Genomic DNA, 15,097 nt, shown 5'->3' on the forward strand with positions numbered 1-15,097 from the left:
CACGCTCGCGGGTCCGGTCGGTGCCGCGCTCAGGCGAGCGCCGCGGCGACCTCCTGCTCGAGCTCGGCGACACGCGCCTCGGCGACCTGGAAGCCGCACACGGCCAGCCAGTTCGCGAGCATGCGGTGACCGCCCTGCGTGAGCACGGATTCGGGGTGGAACTGCACGCCGTGGATGGGCAGTTCGCGGTGCTGGAAGCCCATGACCACACCCGAGTCGGTGCGGCCGGTGATCTCGAGCTCGTCGGGGATCGTCGGCTCGAGCACGGTCAGCGAGTGGTAGCGGGTGGCCGTGAACGGGTCGGGCAGGCCCTGCAGGACCCCGTGGCCGTTGTGGTGCACGAGCGAGGTCTTGCCGTGCAGCAGCTCGGGCGCGCGGTCCACCGTCGCGCCGAAGACCGCGCCGATGGCCTGGTGCCCCAGGCACACGCCGAGCAGCGGGGAGCCGGCGGCGCGCGCAGCCTCGACCATGGGCATCGTCCGTCCCGCGCGCTGCGGCGTGCCGGGACCGGGACTCAGCAGCACACCGTCGTACTGAGCGGCCGCCGCGGCCGGATCGTCCAGTCGCGGATCGTCGTTGCGCCACACGTCCGCCTCCACGCCCAGCTGGCCGAGGTACTGGACCAGGTTGAACACGAAGCTGTCATAGTTGTCGACGACGAGGATCCGCACGTGCTCCAGCGTAGCCGGGTGGGGTCGCGGTGGTACATCCGATAACCTGGCAGGTGAAAAGCACCCAGGTAGAAGGAAGCCATGCCGAAGTCGAAGGTCCGGAAGAAGACCGATTACACGATCAACGCCGCCGCCGATTCGCGGACGCCGGTCAAGGTGGGCGCCCCCTCGGGCCGCTGGTTCGTGGTGCTGTTCCTCGGATTCATGCTGGCCGGTCTGGCCTGGCTGCTCGTCTACTACGTCGGCGCCGACCCGCAGGGTCTGGGCGCGCCGGGCAAGCCGCTGGAGTGGATGGCCAACCTCGAGGCGTGGAACTTCGCCATCGGTTTCGGCCTGATGATCACCGGCCTGTTGATGACCATGTGGTGGAAGTAGCTCTGACCAGCGGAATCACATCGATGTCATTCATCCCCAGCTGTGGATAAACCTGTGGATAACTGGAGCCCGCCGCGCGGCGTCGGCGTCGTGATGCTGGTGGCGGCGCTCGCGCTGCTCATCGTCGCGACACTGACGGACGCCATCGCCGACCCCGTCGGGATCGTGCTCATCGGTGCCGGAGCCCTCGCGCTCGTGTTCCTCGGGGTGTCCGTCCTGGTGCTCCGTCCCCGCCTGCAGGCCGACGGTGCGGGCGTCACCTACCGCGGTGTGCTCGGCCGTAAGACGTTCGCGTGGGACGGCCTCGAGATCAAGCGCACGACCACGCGGCACTGGGGCCGCGAGTCGGTGCTGCTCGAGCTCACCCGCGGCGATGACCTGCTGTTCCTCGGCCGCTGGGAGCTGGGCGAAGCGCCCACGCTCGTGCTCCAGCAGCTCGAGGCCCTGCGTCCGGCGTGAGGCTCAGTAGCGGCGCGCGGTGACGAAGCCGCGGATCCCCGCCACGCGCACCGGCACGCCGGAGGTGACGGCCTCCACGACCTGGCCATTGCCCACGTAGAGCGCGGCGTGGCCGCCGCCGTTCGTGATCACGACATCGCCGGGGCGCAGCTCGGCCTGCGAGACCGGGGTGCCGGCGCTCATCAGCGAGTAGCTGCTGCGCGGCACGCTCACGCCCGCCTGGTTCATCGCCCAGGTGACGAGGCCGGAGCAGTCGAACGAGCTGGGGCCAGCGGCGCCGTACGAGTAGGGCATGCCGAGGCGCGTGAGCGCGGCCTGGACGACCGCGGAACGGTCGGGGCCGGCGGCCTGCGCCGCGCGGGCGGCAGGAGCCTGCGGAGCCGGGGCCTGCGGCGCGGGGACGCGGGCGGCGGGGGCCTGGGGAGCGGGCGCCTGGGACGCCGGGAGCGGCGCGGCCTGGGCCACGGCGGGTGCTGCGACGATTCCGATCACTGCGACTGCGGCCCCGAGGGCTGCGCGCATCGTGCCGCGGGTGGTGCGGCCGGTCATGGTCTTCGTACTGTCGCTGGACACTTTCGTCGAACTCCCGACTCCGGTGGAGCGGCGTGTCGATCACGCCTCGGTCTCCACAAGATCACGGCAACGTTACGAAGCGCGGACTTCGGGTGTCCATCTCACACGGCCCGTTGCGGGGTGAACATGCTCACCGAGCTGGGCCGATCGAGACCGGAGTCACAGGAATCCTTGCCCGTCCGACAATTTCCGCGCGAACAGACTCCGACATCGTGAATGTGCTGCGCTAAGTAATGAATCTGCCGGGGCTCTCCGCCGCTCGCGCGGCACCGTCGCCCTGAGGGCATGAGAAACGCCCGGCCTCCCCGCGGGAGACCGGGCGTTCTTCGACGATGGAGCGGACTACTGCTCGACGGTGATCGAGTTGATCGTGATGTCCTTGAGCGGACGATCGGCGCGGTCGGTCTGCGCGCTGCCGATGGCGTCGACGACCTTGCGGCTGGCCTCGTCCTCGACCTCACCGAAGATGGTGTGCCGGTTGTTGAGGTGCGGGGTCTTGCCGACAGTGATGAAGAACTGCGAGCCGTTCGTCGCCGGGCGGCCGATGTTGGCCATCGCGAGGATGTACGGGTGATCGAAGCGCAGCTCCGGATGGAACTCGTCGACGAAGTCGTAACCCGGGCCGCCCGTGCCGGTACCGGTGGGGTCACCGCCCTGGATCATGAAGCCGTCGATGATGCGGTGGAAGATCGACCCGTCGTAGAACGGACCCGCGGCTTCACCGGCCGCGTTCGTCGTGGTGTATTCCTTGGTGCCCTGCGCGAGTCCGAGGAAGTTCGCCACGGTCACGGGAGCGTGATTGCCGAACAGCGCGATACGGATGTCGCCTTCAGAGGTGTGCAGGGTCGCGTGGGCGGTAGCGTTGGAGTTGGTCACACCGCCATTCTGCCATTCTCCGCAGGTGCGAACCGGTAGAGATCGTAAGAATCCGGCGGTGGATGCACTCATACTCGTCCGCTGAAAGGATCACGCCTCCGATGGCCACCACCCCTCTGCTCGAGGATGCACCCGCCGCCGACGCCCCGTCGGCCGCCGCGAACCGCCCCACGAACACCCAACGCCTGGTCTCCGGACTCGGCCAGAGCATCGTCGGTCCGGCGAACATCGCGCGCGCCCTGACCGGCCTCGGGCTCTCGCTCACCGGGCGCACCCTGGCCGCGCTCTACCGCCTGGTGCGGTCGTGGCTCGCTCCTGCGGACGTCGATCCCGAGCAGGCGATCACCCTGTCCGACGGTGCGCCGGCCCGCCCGGCCCTGCGGAAGCCGCTGGTCATCGGCGCGATCATCGCCCTCGTGCTCGCCCTCGGTGGCGTCGCCTTCAAGGTCCTGCGCACCCCGAAGGTCCCGCCGATCGCACCGGAGCCGCCGCGTGTGCGGCCCGCCACCGGCGCCACCGCGGACAGCGCACCGGCCCCCGTCGAGGAGCTCGAGGAGGAGGTCGTCGTCGCGGTCGAGTCGGCGGCCGACGAGGATCCGCGCAAGAAGGGCGAGTAGCCACCGGGTCCGGCGGCGCACCGTCGGGCAGGCGGACCGGCGCGCACGACCTAACCGCGCCACCCCGCGGGCTGGTGCGCCTGGATCGCGACCAGCGCCCAGGCCAGTGCGATGACGAAGAACAGGCCGTCGAGGCCGCCCCAGCCCCCGCGGTAGTGAGCGGTGGCGGCCACGACGACCGAGATCAACGCGGCCACCCAGCACAGAGCGCAGCGGCGGTTCATACCCTCAGGGTATGCCGCCGCTGCGTCGTGCCGCACCCCGTTCCTCGGTGCGTGTCGGCGACGACACGCCGAGGCGTCGTCGCAGAGTTCCACCGACGATCGTTCAGGCGGCGGCGGGCACCGCCCGGGAAGCGCTGCGCACCGTCAGGCGATGCAGTAGTTCCCCGCCGATCAGCCCGATCGCGCCCCACAGCAGGGCCTGCGCGAGGAACGAGTAGGTCCGGAACCAGTACAGGTCGTCGGGGTCGAAACCCTTCGTCGTCGGGGCGTTCGCCGGCAGGAGCAGGCAGGCCAGGATCAGCCCGCCGATCACGACGGCCCCGCCGGCCAGCGCCGCGCCGTACGTACCGAGGCGCGGGACCACGGCCAGGCCGATGACCCACGCGGCGGCGACGAGCGCGACGCAGATCGCGACCATGAGCAGGTACGCGCCGGTCCGCTCGCGGATCGTGTCGGGATCGCCCACGACGGGCGGGTTCGGCGGGTACTTCAGGTAGGGCAGGGCGTAGACCCCGGCGAACAGCGAGCCCGCCACCGCGAGCGCCACCGACCGCGGGGTCCACTGCGCGAGCTTCGGCGCCGCGACGCAGTAGGCGACCGCGAAGAGGGCGCCCATCGCGAGACCGAACAGGATCAGGCCCGCCCCGAGCCCCACGTTCTGCTGCATCGCGCAGGTGAACAGTTCCGGCTCGTCCATCGCCATCCCCGGGTGCGCGGCGTGCTCCGCGGCGTTGCGGGCCTCTTCGAAATCGATGGCCCGGCCGATGATCGGCTCCACCAGGATCCGTCCGAAGACGAAGGCGAGCAGGCCTCCGATCGCCCCGGCGAGTGCGCCGCGGGCGATGACGTGCTTCTCCACGTGTGCTCCCCGATCAGTGGCAGGGGAAGCCCAGGAAATGCCGGGCGTCGTGGAAGAACTCGTGCACGTGCATGTCGTTGCCGAACACCGACACGGCGCCCTGATCGATGCCGATGAAGTAGTAGGCGAGCACGGCCAGGATGAGCGTGGCGCTCAGCCGGATCGCGCGGCGGGAGATGTGCAGTGAGAGGTCACCGGCGTGTGCGGTGGTGGATGCGTTCGCCATGGGCGGCGCTCCTTCGTCCGGGTTCCGCGCCCGGGTAGGCGGTTCGACGGTGCCCGGTGATCCGGGACCGTCACCGGCGCGGGTCTGGCTTCACAGTGGCGCGACCGCTCCCATCGGGATTCCGCATCCGGCCCGCGAAGTGTAGCGCGACGGACCCCTGGACGGGGTGCCGGTCCGCCGCGCGGTGGCCACGTGGTTCATCGTTTTTCCTTGTCGTGTCCCACATCTGGGACTGTGAAGCGAACGGCGGTCGCTCCGTGTCAGTCGACGGATCACTGGTTGAAGAACGACGTCAGTACCCGGGCCATGAGTTCAGCGGCGACGACGTGTCCCTGCCCGTCGAGCGTGTGTCGGTCGGTCCGGGGGGTGACAGCGGCTATCGCTGTGGCGGAGCGGTCGAAGAAGTCGGTCGGGAGGCCCGCCAACTGGGGCTCGGTGATCGAACCCTCGGTGATCACCAGGACCGATTGAGTGATGCGGGCAAGTCGGTTCGTGGGGATCCTGTAGTCATTGAGGACCACGGCGTCCTTGACGAGCGTGTGGGCGAGCGCGACGGACGAGGCCCAGTACGGGTGTTGTCTGCCGGCCGCGATGTCCGCGTCGGGTCCGCCGGTGAGCCTCATGAACAGTTCCAGGAGCTCCTCGTCCCGGCCGGCTTCGTACGCCTCATGGGTATCTGCGAGGTACTGGTCGAACCTCGGCCGCAGGTCGTCCCCGATCGCGTACGGCACATCCCACACCGCGATCTTGTCGATCGCCGAACCCGCCGCTGCTGCTTCGAGCGCGAGGGCGCCGCCGGATGAGGCGCCGTACACGTGAGTCGAGCCGCCGGCTGTCGCGATCAGCGCGTCGAGGTCTTCCACCTCCCGCGCCACGGCGTACGGCGGTGTATTGCCGCTGGCGCCCCGGCCGCGGCGTGCGTAGTTGTAGACCGTGAAACGGTCGGCAAGGAGCCGGGCGAGCGGCGCGTTCTCTGCGCCGTCGTCCAGGGTCCCGCCGACGAGGATCACCGCCGGGCCAGTGCCTTTCCGGTCGTAGGCGATCCTCGTACCGTCGGCGGACGTCACACGAAGTGTCATCTCGTTCACTGCTTCTCTCCAATCCTCGATGCGTGGCCGTCACCGTCGAAGCGTGTCGACCAGGATCGCCGGGCACGCCACTGTGGTGTGTGGTACATCACACTCGTGATACTCCTAATCTAGGAGCATCGGCGTCTGATTGGCAAGTACGCTCGGTGTATGAGCAAGAAGCGGCTGTTCAACGACCCCTGCGGAATCGCGCGGGCGCTGAACGCGGTCGGCGAGCGGTGGGCGTTGCTCGTCGTGCGGGAGCTGGTCTTCGGTCCGAAGCGCTACGCCGATCTGCACCGCGGGTTGCCGCAGATGAGTCAGAACGTCCTCGCGCAGCGGTTGCGCGACCTCGAAGCCGACGGCCTGGTGCGGCGACGGCGCCTCGGACCGCCGGCGTCCGCCACCGTGTACGAACTCACCGAGCGCGGGCAGGAACTGGAGCCCGTGCTCCGCGCGCTCGCCCACTGGGGCAGCCGCGCACCGCTGCCCGAGGACGGTGCGGCGGAGCTGAGCGTCGACGCACTGCTGTTCGCGCTGCGCTCCACCTTCGATCCGGCACTGGCAGGAGAGTTGTCACTGCGCTGCCAGCTGGACGTCGCGGGCGATCGGTTCCGCATCACCGTTGCGGGCGGGCGTCTCGAGGTGGACCGCGGTGAGCACGCCGCACCCGATGCGTGGCTGACCGTGCGGGAGGCCGCGACATTGCGCGACCTGGTGTTCGCGGGTGAGGAGTTGCACGACGCCACCGAGCGGTCGGACACCGAAGCCGCGGGCGATACCGCGCGACTCGCCGCACTGCTGCGCTGCTTCCCCGCAGCCGTGCGGTACCCCGCGCCACAGGCCCCCGGACCGTCGGATCCCGTGTCGGTCACCGTTCCACCTCGCCCCGGGTCACCGAACACCGGACCGTCGGATCCCGCCGTCAACGCAGGACGCCGTCAGGGGTGAGTGGCAGTCCGCGGACCCGGACACTGTTCCCCACACCTCGATGGCATCACGGGCGATCTGCAGGCGATGCGCACGCGCCCGACGCGGAGGACTGTGGGCACACCGTGGGCACGGAACGGAAAGCGCCGGTACCCGATTGCTCGGATACCGGCTCTGACCTGCTGCTTTGTTTGTGGAGCCTAGGAGATTCGATATCTCTAGGAGCCACCCGAGTGTCCACGACGTGGTTGACGGGGGTCAATGTGGCTGTCGTGGCCCTGTGGCGGTCGGTTTATCTACAGGTTCTCCTCGACGGGCTTCTTACTTAGCCGGTGGTCGGTTCCTAGCTCGAGGAGTCGGCTGCGGAGCGCCTCGTTCTCGGTGCGTAGTTGTTCGAGCTGTTCGGTCAGTTGACGGTTGCGGTCGATCGCGGTCGTGAGCTTGGTGCGGAGGGATTCCACGCTGGCTGCGGTGGAGCGTTCGCTTCCGGCGGTGGCGGTGCCGCGTTTCGCGTCGATTTCCTGTCGCAGCCGAGGATGGTTGTAGAGGAAGCTGGTTGAGACGTCGGCGGCTCGGGCGACGGCGACGAAGGTGACGGGTTGTCCGGTGTTGTGCAGCCGGGTGATGGCTCGGCGTGCGCGGGCGGTCGCGCTGGTTGTGCGAGCGGCGGCGGCCGCGGTGAGTCGGGCGGTGCGGTGATCGCGGTCGCCTCCGCTCACCTGGGTTCCTGCGCGTCAGAGCCGATTTCGTCGATGAGCTTGGTGATCTTGTCGAGCATGCTCTTGTTCAGTTCCGCTGCCTGGCTGTCGCCGTTTTCCTGTGCTTGGGCGGCGAGTTGTTTGAGCTGGTCGCGGTGGGTGATGTGCGCGCCGAGGAAGGTGCGGCCGCCGGGGTCGTGGAAGGAGCAGTCGATGCAGGGGTTCGGGCGGAATTCGCAGCGTTGCGTCGCGGGGAGCGTGCAAAACCCGTTCGGCAGTGCGGTGGTGAAGCGGGCTCGCAGTCGCTCGACGGTGGCGTCAGCGCCGTTGTCGGGGTTGGTGTCCCAGAATTGCCGGGCTTTCCGGGCGAGGGTGTCGTCGGTGATGCGGGCGTAGGTCGCGGTCATGGTGTCACTGTGGTGGCCGAGGAAGTCGCGGACTTCCGGTTGGGTCCATCCGTTGTTGAGCAGGTTCATCCCGATGGTGTGGCGAAAGCGATGGACGTCGCCGCCGGAGATCTTCTCGCCGGTGGTGATGGAGGTGGTGATGTCGTGCTCGCGGAACAGTGCGGCGAGGCGGTGCCGCAGGCCGCTGGTGGACCAGGGCTGGGTGCGGCCGGCGACGGCGCTGGATCGGGCGCCGGGGAAGAGGTGTTCGGCGTCGGGCCCGTAGGTGTCGCGGACGCGGGTCTGCTGGTCGCGGATGATCGTGGCGAGGCTATCGGGGACGGGAAACCGGCGCCAGGCACTGGTTTTGGTCATCCAGTATTCGATCCAATACCCCTGGTCGCTGTGTTGGAGGCAGTCGATCGGGAGGGCGACGAGTTCGGAGATGCGGCACCCGGCCCACCGTGTGGTGGCGATCATCGCTCGGAGGGTGGGATCGGTGTCCGGGTTGTCGACGATCAGGGTGTCGATGCGTTCGATGACGTCGGGAGGGAAGGGCCTCGGCCGACGGGTCTTGCGGTGGACGTTCTCGCCGCGGCGCAGGAAGACCGCCGATCCCAGGTCGTCGACGAGTCCGCAGTCGCGGAGTGTTTCCAGCAGGTAGGCCGCGGTGTTCGCGAGCTGGGGGTTCGCCTTGGTGTCGGGGCGGCGTGTCCATTCGAGGTAATCGAGGAACACCGTCCGAGTGACTGCCGGCGGTTCGGGGACGGTGCCGTCGAGGGTGAGGAATTGAGCGAGCTGGCGGGTGGCGCGCAGCCACTGGGTGAGCGTTCCCCAGGACATGCTGGAGGTGGACAGCTGTTGGCGGGCGAGGCATTTGATGGCGTCCTTGAGCCAGGGCACCGGGACGGTGGCCCAGTCTACGGCGGTCCGTGTCGCCCCGGCTTGGGTGGTGTCTAGAACGAACTCGAATCCGTCGCGCCACCGCCAGTAGTCCGCCTCCCACGGGTCGGGGTCGATGGCCCCGTGCAGGAGCCGGAAGAACCTGCGGATGTAGGGGGCGCACAGGGAGTCGAAGTTGGTGTAGGGCCAGTATTGCCGGCACAGCAGCAGCCAGTCGTCGACGGGCCGTTCGGTCAGGGAGCTGGTGATCCGCCCGTGGGCGACCTCGATGAGGACGATCAGCACGCGGCGCAGGCCCGCGTTCGGAGTCCAGTCGCCACGACCGATCTTGGTGGCGGCGACAAACCGGATTTCGTCGGCAGCAGCCGCTGGTATGCGGCGAAAGTCGACGACCTGGGTTGCGGCAGGCCGTCCGCGGGGCACGCCGACGGGCAGCGCGCTGATGGCGGCCCAGGCGTCGAAGTCGGCGGGCTGTCCGGCGCGGAACCACTGGAAGTAGTGGGCGTAGCACAGCCCCGACGAAGCGCCTGCGCGTCCGCCGGGGCCACCGAGCCAGTACCGCTCGCCGTCGCAGTCGGTGACGGCGCAGGGGTCGGTCGCGGCGCGGCGGCGGTCGCCGGCAACGTCGACGACCGGCCAGGTCATTGCGCACCAGGGCCCGTCCGGCACCTTCAGAGCGGAGATACCGTTGCGCCCGGACCGGGCGCGCTCGCCGTTACCGTGCGCCATCGCCATCTCCCTTCACTCGGTGCTGCTGCGGTTCTCGCCAGACCAGATGCTCGGTGTGGCGCAGCTTTTCGGCGAGGTCGTCGCTGGCGAGGTGGATGTACACGTCGGCGCTGGCTGAGTGGGATTGGCCGAGGCGGGCGGCGATCTCGGCGGAGGTCCATCCGGCTTTGGCCAGGGCGGTGGCGTGGGTGTGGCGGAGCATGTGCGGGTTGAGGTCGTCGATCCCGGCGGCGGCGCCGATCCGTTCGATGAGCTGGTAGGCGTTGGAGTAGGTCATCGGACCACCGACGGGTGGGCGGGAGAGGTTGACGAACACGTAATCGCTGTCGACGTGCGCGATCTCACCGAGCAGATACGCGGCATACAGGTCGAAGAACCGCCGCGGAGCGTCTACGATGAACTGGGCCTTCTGCTTCGACAGGGCGCCGTTGGCGTTGTCGTCGCGCCGGCAGATCATCACCTGCCTTCGCATCGGGTTCAGGTCGCCGTGGCGCAGGCCAAGCGCTTGGCCGACCCGCAGGCCCAGGTCGTACTGCGCCGACAGCAGCAGCCGGTCACGGGTGGTCGACGCCGCGGCGAGCAGCTTGGCGAAGTCGGTTTCGAAGTCGATCACCTGCACGGTCTCGGCCGGCTGCCGGTCGGGGCGGGCCAGGCGGGAGACCTCGCGGGGACGGCGCTTCTCGAGGTGGGCGAGGAAGCTGTGCGCGCGCCGCGGCAACTTCGACGGATTGCGGGTCAGCACCAGGTCCTGCGGTCCGCGGCCCTCGACGCGGTGGAACTCGTAGAACTCACGGACTGCAGCACTGACCGCTTTCACGGTGCCGGGTGCACGGCCCCCGCACCGTGACGGCAGCGGCGGCAGTCCTGCGGTGAGGACGGCGACGAAGTCGCACAGCTGCTGGAAATCCAGTTCGTCCCAGGAGATTCCCCGCGCGGCCAGCCAGCGGTAGAACTGGCTCAGGTGCCGCGCGTACGAGCGGACGGTGTTCTGGGAACGTCCGATCGCCCGCTGCCAGTGCAGGAACTGCTCGATCTCGGGCACCGGCAGCCCGTTCTCGTCGACGACCGTCCACGACCGGACCCCGTGAACAGTGACCGGGGCGGCCCTCATCGCTGGTCCTCGATAACGTCGTCGCGGCGCGGCCGGCGGGTCTTGATGTCGGTGCGGCGCCGATCCTGCTCATCGCGTACGAGATCCTCGGTGCCGACGAGGTCGTCAGCGGGTAGCCGCCCGGGCAGCCACCGCACGTCCCGCTTGCGCCAGGAGGCGTACCTCTCCTGCACCCGATCCATCGGCACCTCGAACCGTTCCCACTGCACCCCTGGGGCGCTGACCCAGATCCGCCGCACGTGCGAATCGGTGGCCGCGTCGTAGTCCCAGGTCAATTCGCAGTGCGTGGGATCGCCCACCAGCTGCAGGGTCTGGAGTCCTGCTTGATGAACGCCTTGCGCCGGGTGTTGGTGCCGTCCATCTCCTTGTGATGGATCGCCAGGTAGGTGCGGCCGTGGCTGCTGACTTCCGACCACTGGTAGGGCCGTTTGACCAGGTGTCCGGGCGGGTGCATCCCCTGGGTGCTTAACCACACGTTGGTGCCGGCGGAGACGAACGCCGCGACATGGCTGCCCCGCAGCAGCGGCTGCAGCATCGTCTGCAGATGCGCGGGCTGCTCCGCCATGAGCGTGTTCCAGTGATCGACTGCGGCCAGCAGCAGCGCGCCGATACCGATCGTCACCGGACGCAGGATCCGCTGCGCCTCCTTTCGGGACACCGTTCCCTGCAGCGGGTTGAGGTCGTCCATGAGTGTCGTCACGATCTGTCTCCCTTCGATGTAATTACTTGCGTGGAATTTTGCCTAACGTGGTATAGTTCTCAGGTAGACAACACGCCGTGACCTGCAGAATTAGCCACACCGGTTCGCCTCGAACTCGCGACGGAGACGGGCGTCACATCAGTCACTTGCGTTTCAGGTGCAGATAACCGGGCCGGTAGGAAAATCGCAGTTCACACGGTGTTTCTGCACGGATTTGCGGTGGTGCCGCGATAGCGTTGAGCACAGGGATCGATCGAGGGATATGGAGGCGATCTGGGTGACGGCACTCATCTCGCAGGCCGAGGCGAACCCGGTGATGGTTGCGCTGACGAGACTGGCGCACGGCTGGTCGAAGAAGCGGCTCGCGGAGGAGGCCGGGGTCTCCGGATCGCACGTCACCCGGGTCGAGGCCGGTGCGCTGCCCCTGGCCGGTAAAGCGCTCGACGACTACGCGCGGGCATTGCAATGCCCAGTGGATGCTCTGTGCGTCGCGTTCGAGCGCTCCCCTGCGCAGGGCACGCACTTCCGCGCCAACGCCACTACTGCGGAGTGGAAGCGCGACCGCGTCTGGGCGCGCGCCAACCTGGTCGCGATGCGGCTCGGTCGGGTCGTGGCCCACACCGACCTCGATCCGGCGCTGGCGCTGCCGGATCTCGACCCCGGGGACTACGCCGCCGAGCTCGGCGAGATCACCGTCGCGCAGGTTCTACGCCGGCTCTGGCGGATCGCCGGGCCCATCCGATCAATGGTCGAACTGCTGGAAGGGGCCGGGGTCTTCGTCGTCGTCGAGGACTTCCACGACCGCGAGATCGACGCGGTCACCCTGCGCGCCACCGCGCATCACCCGCACCTGGTGTACGTCAACTCTGCCCTGCCGCCGGACCGGATGCGCATGACCCTCGCGCACGAACTCGGGCACCTGGTGATGGATGCGATGACCCTGGTCAGCCCAGCCGAAACCGAACGACGGGCGGATGTTTTCGCTGCCGAGTTCCTCGCGCCGGTCGATGACATCGGCCCGGCGCTGGACCGGGTCTCGACCCGGACCGTCCACGAGCTCGACGAGCTGCGCCTGGACTGGGGGGTGAGCGAGTCCTCGCTCGTCGTCCGTGCCCGTGAGCGTGGCGTGCTCTCCGACCGGCAGTACCGGGCGATGTTCCGCCTGCTCAACGAGACCGGCCGGATGTACGGCGCCCGGCCCGGTGTCCCTGCAGAGACCCCCGAGCTCGCCCGCGATGTCCTCGCCCAACTCGCCACCGACGGATACAGCACCACCGAGCTCGACGCCCTGACACTGCTGAGCCCCGACCGCCGCACCAGCCTGTTCGGTGCACCCGAAGGTGCTACCGCCGGCAGCCGGCACCTGACCGTCGTCTAACACAGCGGGCCGCCGGGGATGTCGCGATGGGGCTGGAACCGCAAGGACGCGGTCAAAGACCACCACTGGCGAGTCCCACGCGGTTCGAACAAGGCGGTGCAGGCCAAAGAGCAGGACGACGCCGCAGGCGGCCGCCACAACCGCGTCATCCGCACTGCACCCGACGCTCTCGGGCGGGTGGTCCTCCGGTGCCAGTACCGGCGGCTCTACGCGGAGCTGCGGTGGACCGATGCGACGAAGAAACACGCCGAGTACCTCGGCGAGATGACCTGGCACAGCCGCGCCGACAACCTCGCCGCCGCCTGGCGCGCAGCACACGCCCGCGGTCTCACGGCCAAGGTCCTCGCCGAAGAGTCCGCCGAAACCGGTATCAACCAACCGCTCTGATGCCGCGCCCTACTGCATCCAGTGGGCGCTGTCCTCGGATGCCCGTGCCAGGACGACATCCAGGCGGCGGGGATCACGCGGGCCGCGGGTGAGGTAGGTGATCGCCGTCTGGTCGTCGAGGTCCGCTGACGGCGCGCACATCCAGCCGGCCGCCGTCCACGGCTCGGCGGCGCGCCGCAGGGTCTGCCAGATGGTCAGCAGCCACTCATCCACCCGGCGGCCGTCGGGGAACTGCCACGCAGGGAATACCGGGGTGCCGCCGGCCAGCGGCGCACAGATCACCTGCTCCGCCGCGACCATCCGCGCCAGGTCATCGCCGTCCAGACCGAGGTACCCGGTGACACCTTCGGCGTCGTAGAAGGGCCCGACCAGCTCATCGAGTATCGCTCCCACATCGGTGCCGGTAGTCGTCTCGTCCACGCAAGGCGATGATCCGCGCGGCCCGGTGCACTTGTCCACCCGGATAAACGTCGCGCCCAGCGTGGATGCTGACGACCATGACGGAAAGTAGCGACGAGGTGCGGTTCGTGTCCGGCAATGAGCGGCTGGCGCGGATTCTCGCCGACCCGGACCGGCGGGCCCGGGTGGACGCCATCACCGCCGAGATAGACCTGATCGATCAGCGGTACCGCACGGCCGCACACCTACTCGACGAAGCAGTGGCCACGACAGCCGCAGAAGTCGGCGCCGGCACGACCGCCGAGGTCCTCACCGCACTCCAGCGTCACCTCACCGCCGCCGGCGTCCGCGAGGTCGGCATCACGCTCACATTCGACGATCACGACGCGACGGTGCCGTGGACCCGGATCGCCGACCATCCGCTGCGCGACACCCGCGACTGACCACCGTGCACCAGACCCGCACCGATCTTCTAGTCGGCTGCGGCCTCGTCGGGGACGAATCCGCTCGCCGCGGCGTCCGCGGCACATAGGGTCCGGACCCAGCTTCCGCGGCGCGTGAGGCCGCCACCGCGGCCGCACTGCTCGCAGGTCCGCTCCGACCGTCGTTCAGCCGCCCGGATCAACTCGTCGAAGCCCGGCCGGGGCCGGTCCGGTTCGAGCTCCACGTAGTACCGCAGCCCACCGAACTTCTCCTTGACCTGCACCAGCTGGTAATCGGGGTCGATCGCGCCCAGCTCCCGGTCGAGATCGACGATCAGCCGGTACCAGCCCGGCCCGACATCCAGGGACCCGCACCACCCGGGAAGGAACCGCGCGCGGATCCCCGCCAGGTCATCCTCACTCACCTCATCGGCCATACGGACCAGCCTGCCAGGACACGCACACCGCGGTATGAGCGGCCCGGCATGGTCTGTCCGTTTGGGTTCGAGGGGATGCCCCTGGTATTTCGCGCGCGCATTTCGCACACCGCACCTACAAAGCAGTGCGCCACCGTCGAGCAACCTCCAAACCGGTTACTGGCACGCTTGCACCAATGTCACGAAGATCAGATCGCAACCGCACCCCCCGCCACAAGCCCGAACCCGCACCGCTGGATCACACACCGCTGATGACGGCATTGCGGTGATCAGGCTCATCGAAAGTCCCCAGTGATGCTCATTGAAATTCCTCACCTGGGTGCGGTCGGATTATAGCGGTCGGCGGCTGGGTGCGATTGCTGTGCGGTGGGTTTCGTTGCGGGCGTGGTGGTCTCGTAGTCGGTAGCTGTCGCCGTCGAGTTTGAGGACGACGGAGCGGTGTAGGAGCCTGTCGAGCATGGCCGCGGCGACGGTGGTGTCGCCGAGGACTTCGCCCCATTCGGAGACCGATCGGTTGGTGGTGATGACGATCGATGTTTTCAGATACCGTTGCGCGACAACCTGAAACAACGCTGATGCGGCTTCGGCGGGCAAGGGGAGGTAGCCGAGTTCGTCGATGACGAGCAGCGTCGGGCCAGCGAAGAACCGCATGGTCGTCGACCAGCGGCCT

22 protein-coding genes are annotated in these 15,097 nt (G+C 68.7%); 7 read left to right on the top strand and 15 right to left on the bottom strand.

What is annotated here, in order from left to right:
- Window positions 1-29: 29 nt before the first annotated feature.
- A complete protein-coding gene (locus tag AXK60_RS07140; protein WP_068570381.1) occupies window positions 30-671 on the bottom strand; it encodes an aminodeoxychorismate/anthranilate synthase component II in 642 nt (213 codons plus the stop codon).
- A gap of 81 nt (window positions 672-752) precedes the next feature.
- Here AXK60_RS07140 and crgA point away from each other — a divergent pair, with 81 nt between their 5' ends.
- Both crgA and AXK60_RS07150 read left to right on the top strand, forming a co-directional pair.
- Window positions 753-1,046, top strand: a complete 294-nt coding sequence (gene crgA, locus AXK60_RS07145) for a cell division protein CrgA (protein ID WP_068570382.1) — start codon at window positions 753-755, stop codon at window positions 1,044-1,046.
- A gap of 54 nt (window positions 1,047-1,100) precedes the next feature.
- Window positions 1,101-1,505 carry a PH domain-containing protein gene (locus tag AXK60_RS07150; protein ID WP_068570383.1) on the top strand — a complete coding sequence of 135 codons (405 nt, stop codon included), beginning with the start codon at window positions 1,101-1,103 and terminating at the stop codon, window positions 1,503-1,505.
- Between the two features lie 3 nt (window positions 1,506-1,508).
- Here AXK60_RS07150 and AXK60_RS07155 read toward each other — a convergent pair whose 3' ends face one another.
- Together AXK60_RS07155 and AXK60_RS07160 are read right to left on the bottom strand one after the other, a co-directional pair.
- Complete coding sequence (locus tag AXK60_RS07155) at window positions 1,509-2,054, bottom strand: C40 family peptidase (RefSeq protein ID WP_068570384.1); 546 nt, start codon at window positions 2,052-2,054, stop codon at window positions 1,509-1,511.
- 366 nt (window positions 2,055-2,420) lie between these two features.
- Window positions 2,421-2,954 (bottom strand): peptidylprolyl isomerase, encoded by a 534-nt coding sequence (locus tag AXK60_RS07160; protein WP_068570385.1) that lies wholly within the window; start codon window positions 2,952-2,954, stop codon window positions 2,421-2,423.
- A 101-nt stretch (window positions 2,955-3,055) separates the two neighbouring features.
- Here AXK60_RS07160 and AXK60_RS07165 point away from each other — a divergent pair, with 101 nt between their 5' ends.
- On the top strand, window positions 3,056-3,571 hold the full coding sequence (locus tag AXK60_RS07165; RefSeq protein ID WP_068570386.1) for a hypothetical protein: 516 nt from the start codon (window positions 3,056-3,058) through the stop codon (window positions 3,569-3,571).
- 50 nt (window positions 3,572-3,621) lie between these two features.
- Here the strand turns inward: AXK60_RS07165 and AXK60_RS26835 are convergent, their stop codons facing one another.
- From AXK60_RS26835 to AXK60_RS07180, 4 genes are all read right to left on the bottom strand, one after another.
- Entirely contained in the window at window positions 3,622-3,795 is a 174-nt protein-coding gene (locus tag AXK60_RS26835) for a hypothetical protein (RefSeq protein WP_156485681.1), read from the bottom strand.
- A gap of 103 nt (window positions 3,796-3,898) precedes the next feature.
- Window positions 3,899-4,654: a CbtA family protein gene (locus AXK60_RS07170; protein ID WP_068570387.1), complete on the bottom strand. Its 756-nt coding sequence runs from the start codon at window positions 4,652-4,654 to the stop codon at window positions 3,899-3,901.
- Window positions 4,655-4,667: 13 nt separating this feature from the next.
- The gene (locus AXK60_RS07175) at window positions 4,668-4,880 is read right to left on the bottom strand and encodes a CbtB domain-containing protein (RefSeq protein ID WP_068570388.1); all 213 of its coding nucleotides are present in this window, start codon (window positions 4,878-4,880) and stop codon (window positions 4,668-4,670) included.
- 272 nt (window positions 4,881-5,152) lie between these two features.
- A complete protein-coding gene (locus tag AXK60_RS07180) occupies window positions 5,153-5,890 on the bottom strand; it encodes an alpha/beta fold hydrolase (RefSeq protein WP_217491762.1) in 738 nt (245 codons plus the stop codon).
- A gap of 228 nt (window positions 5,891-6,118) precedes the next feature.
- Here AXK60_RS07180 and AXK60_RS07185 point away from each other — a divergent pair, with 228 nt between their 5' ends.
- Window positions 6,119-6,898, top strand: a complete 780-nt coding sequence (locus tag AXK60_RS07185; RefSeq protein WP_068982502.1) for a winged helix-turn-helix transcriptional regulator — start codon at window positions 6,119-6,121, stop codon at window positions 6,896-6,898.
- Between the two features lie 275 nt (window positions 6,899-7,173).
- Here the strand turns inward: AXK60_RS07185 and AXK60_RS07190 are convergent, their stop codons facing one another.
- Genes AXK60_RS07190 through AXK60_RS27570 form a run of 5 tightly spaced genes read right to left on the bottom strand, consistent with a single transcriptional unit; the run spans window position 7,174 to window position 11,392 of the window.
- Complete coding sequence (locus tag AXK60_RS07190) at window positions 7,174-7,596, bottom strand: DUF6262 family protein (protein WP_068570389.1); 423 nt, start codon at window positions 7,594-7,596, stop codon at window positions 7,174-7,176.
- Window positions 7,593-9,593 (bottom strand): tyrosine-type recombinase/integrase, encoded by a 2,001-nt coding sequence (locus AXK60_RS07195; RefSeq protein ID WP_244881047.1) that lies wholly within the window; start codon window positions 9,591-9,593, stop codon window positions 7,593-7,595. The genes AXK60_RS07190 and AXK60_RS07195 overlap by 4 nt, the downstream gene beginning before the upstream one ends.
- The gene (locus tag AXK60_RS07200) at window positions 9,580-10,704 is read right to left on the bottom strand and encodes a tyrosine-type recombinase/integrase (RefSeq protein ID WP_068570390.1); all 1,125 of its coding nucleotides are present in this window, start codon (window positions 10,702-10,704) and stop codon (window positions 9,580-9,582) included. The genes AXK60_RS07195 and AXK60_RS07200 overlap by 14 nt, the downstream gene beginning before the upstream one ends.
- On the bottom strand, window positions 10,701-11,003 hold the full coding sequence (locus AXK60_RS27565; RefSeq protein WP_244881048.1) for a hypothetical protein: 303 nt from the start codon (window positions 11,001-11,003) through the stop codon (window positions 10,701-10,703). The genes AXK60_RS07200 and AXK60_RS27565 overlap by 4 nt, the downstream gene beginning before the upstream one ends.
- Window positions 10,976-11,392, bottom strand: coding sequence for a hypothetical protein (locus tag AXK60_RS27570; RefSeq protein WP_244881049.1), 417 nt, complete (start codon window positions 11,390-11,392; stop codon window positions 10,976-10,978). Before AXK60_RS27570 ends, AXK60_RS27565 begins: the two co-directional genes overlap by 28 nt.
- 289 nt (window positions 11,393-11,681) lie before the next feature.
- Between AXK60_RS27570 and AXK60_RS07210 the strand changes: the two genes are divergently transcribed.
- Window positions 11,682-12,782 (top strand): ImmA/IrrE family metallo-endopeptidase, encoded by a 1,101-nt coding sequence (locus AXK60_RS07210; RefSeq protein WP_244881050.1) that lies wholly within the window; start codon window positions 11,682-11,684, stop codon window positions 12,780-12,782.
- Between the two features lie 18 nt (window positions 12,783-12,800).
- Window positions 12,801-13,169: a hypothetical protein gene (locus tag AXK60_RS07215; protein ID WP_231707128.1), complete on the top strand. Its 369-nt coding sequence runs from the start codon at window positions 12,801-12,803 to the stop codon at window positions 13,167-13,169.
- 9 nt (window positions 13,170-13,178) lie between these two features.
- Here the strand turns inward: AXK60_RS07215 and AXK60_RS07220 are convergent, their stop codons facing one another.
- A complete protein-coding gene (locus AXK60_RS07220) occupies window positions 13,179-13,589 on the bottom strand; it encodes a hypothetical protein (RefSeq protein ID WP_052511025.1) in 411 nt (136 codons plus the stop codon).
- A 77-nt stretch (window positions 13,590-13,666) separates the two neighbouring features.
- Between AXK60_RS07220 and AXK60_RS07225 the strand changes: the two genes are divergently transcribed.
- Window positions 13,667-14,011 carry a hypothetical protein gene (locus tag AXK60_RS07225; RefSeq protein WP_131676264.1) on the top strand — a complete coding sequence of 115 codons (345 nt, stop codon included), beginning with the start codon at window positions 13,667-13,669 and terminating at the stop codon, window positions 14,009-14,011.
- 29 nt (window positions 14,012-14,040) lie between these two features.
- On the opposite strand, the gene AXK60_RS07230 is transcribed toward AXK60_RS07225, so the two are convergent.
- On the bottom strand, window positions 14,041-14,415 hold the full coding sequence (locus AXK60_RS07230; RefSeq protein ID WP_131726653.1) for a hypothetical protein: 375 nt from the start codon (window positions 14,413-14,415) through the stop codon (window positions 14,041-14,043).
- A 342-nt stretch (window positions 14,416-14,757) separates the two neighbouring features.
- On the bottom strand, window positions 14,758-15,097 hold a 340-nt coding region (locus AXK60_RS07235), incomplete at its 5' end, for an ATP-binding protein (protein ID WP_175399951.1).

Source organism: Tsukamurella pseudospumae (assembly GCF_001575195.1).
Lineage (GTDB): Bacteria > Actinomycetota > Actinomycetes > Mycobacteriales > Mycobacteriaceae > Tsukamurella > Tsukamurella pseudospumae.

What these genes read in the sequence shown, in the direction of transcription:
- crgA (WP_068570382.1), top strand. Translation starts at nt 753, where the DNA reads ATGCCGAAGTCGAAGGTCCGGAAGAAGACCGATTACACGATCAACGCC.
- AXK60_RS07155 (WP_068570384.1), bottom strand. Translation starts at nt 2,054, where the DNA reads ATGACCGGCCGCACCACCCGCGGCACGATGCGCGCAGCCCTCGGGGCC.
- AXK60_RS07165 (WP_068570386.1), top strand. Translation starts at nt 3,056, where the DNA reads ATGGCCACCACCCCTCTGCTCGAGGATGCACCCGCCGCCGACGCCCCG.
- AXK60_RS26835 (WP_156485681.1), bottom strand. Translation starts at nt 3,795, where the DNA reads ATGAACCGCCGCTGCGCTCTGTGCTGGGTGGCCGCGTTGATCTCGGTC.
- AXK60_RS07175 (WP_068570388.1), bottom strand. Translation starts at nt 4,880, where the DNA reads ATGGCGAACGCATCCACCACCGCACACGCCGGTGACCTCTCACTGCAC.
- AXK60_RS07185 (WP_068982502.1), top strand. Translation starts at nt 6,119, where the DNA reads ATGAGCAAGAAGCGGCTGTTCAACGACCCCTGCGGAATCGCGCGGGCG.
- AXK60_RS07195 (WP_244881047.1), bottom strand. Translation starts at nt 9,593, where the DNA reads ATGGCGCACGGTAACGGCGAGCGCGCCCGGTCCGGGCGCAACGGTATC.
- AXK60_RS07200 (WP_068570390.1), bottom strand. Translation starts at nt 10,704, where the DNA reads ATGAGGGCCGCCCCGGTCACTGTTCACGGGGTCCGGTCGTGGACGGTC.
- AXK60_RS27570 (WP_244881049.1), bottom strand. Translation starts at nt 11,392, where the DNA reads ATGGACGACCTCAACCCGCTGCAGGGAACGGTGTCCCGAAAGGAGGCG.
- AXK60_RS07215 (WP_231707128.1), top strand. Translation starts at nt 12,801, where the DNA reads ATGTCGCGATGGGGCTGGAACCGCAAGGACGCGGTCAAAGACCACCAC.
- AXK60_RS07225 (WP_131676264.1), top strand. Translation starts at nt 13,667, where the DNA reads ATGACGGAAAGTAGCGACGAGGTGCGGTTCGTGTCCGGCAATGAGCGG.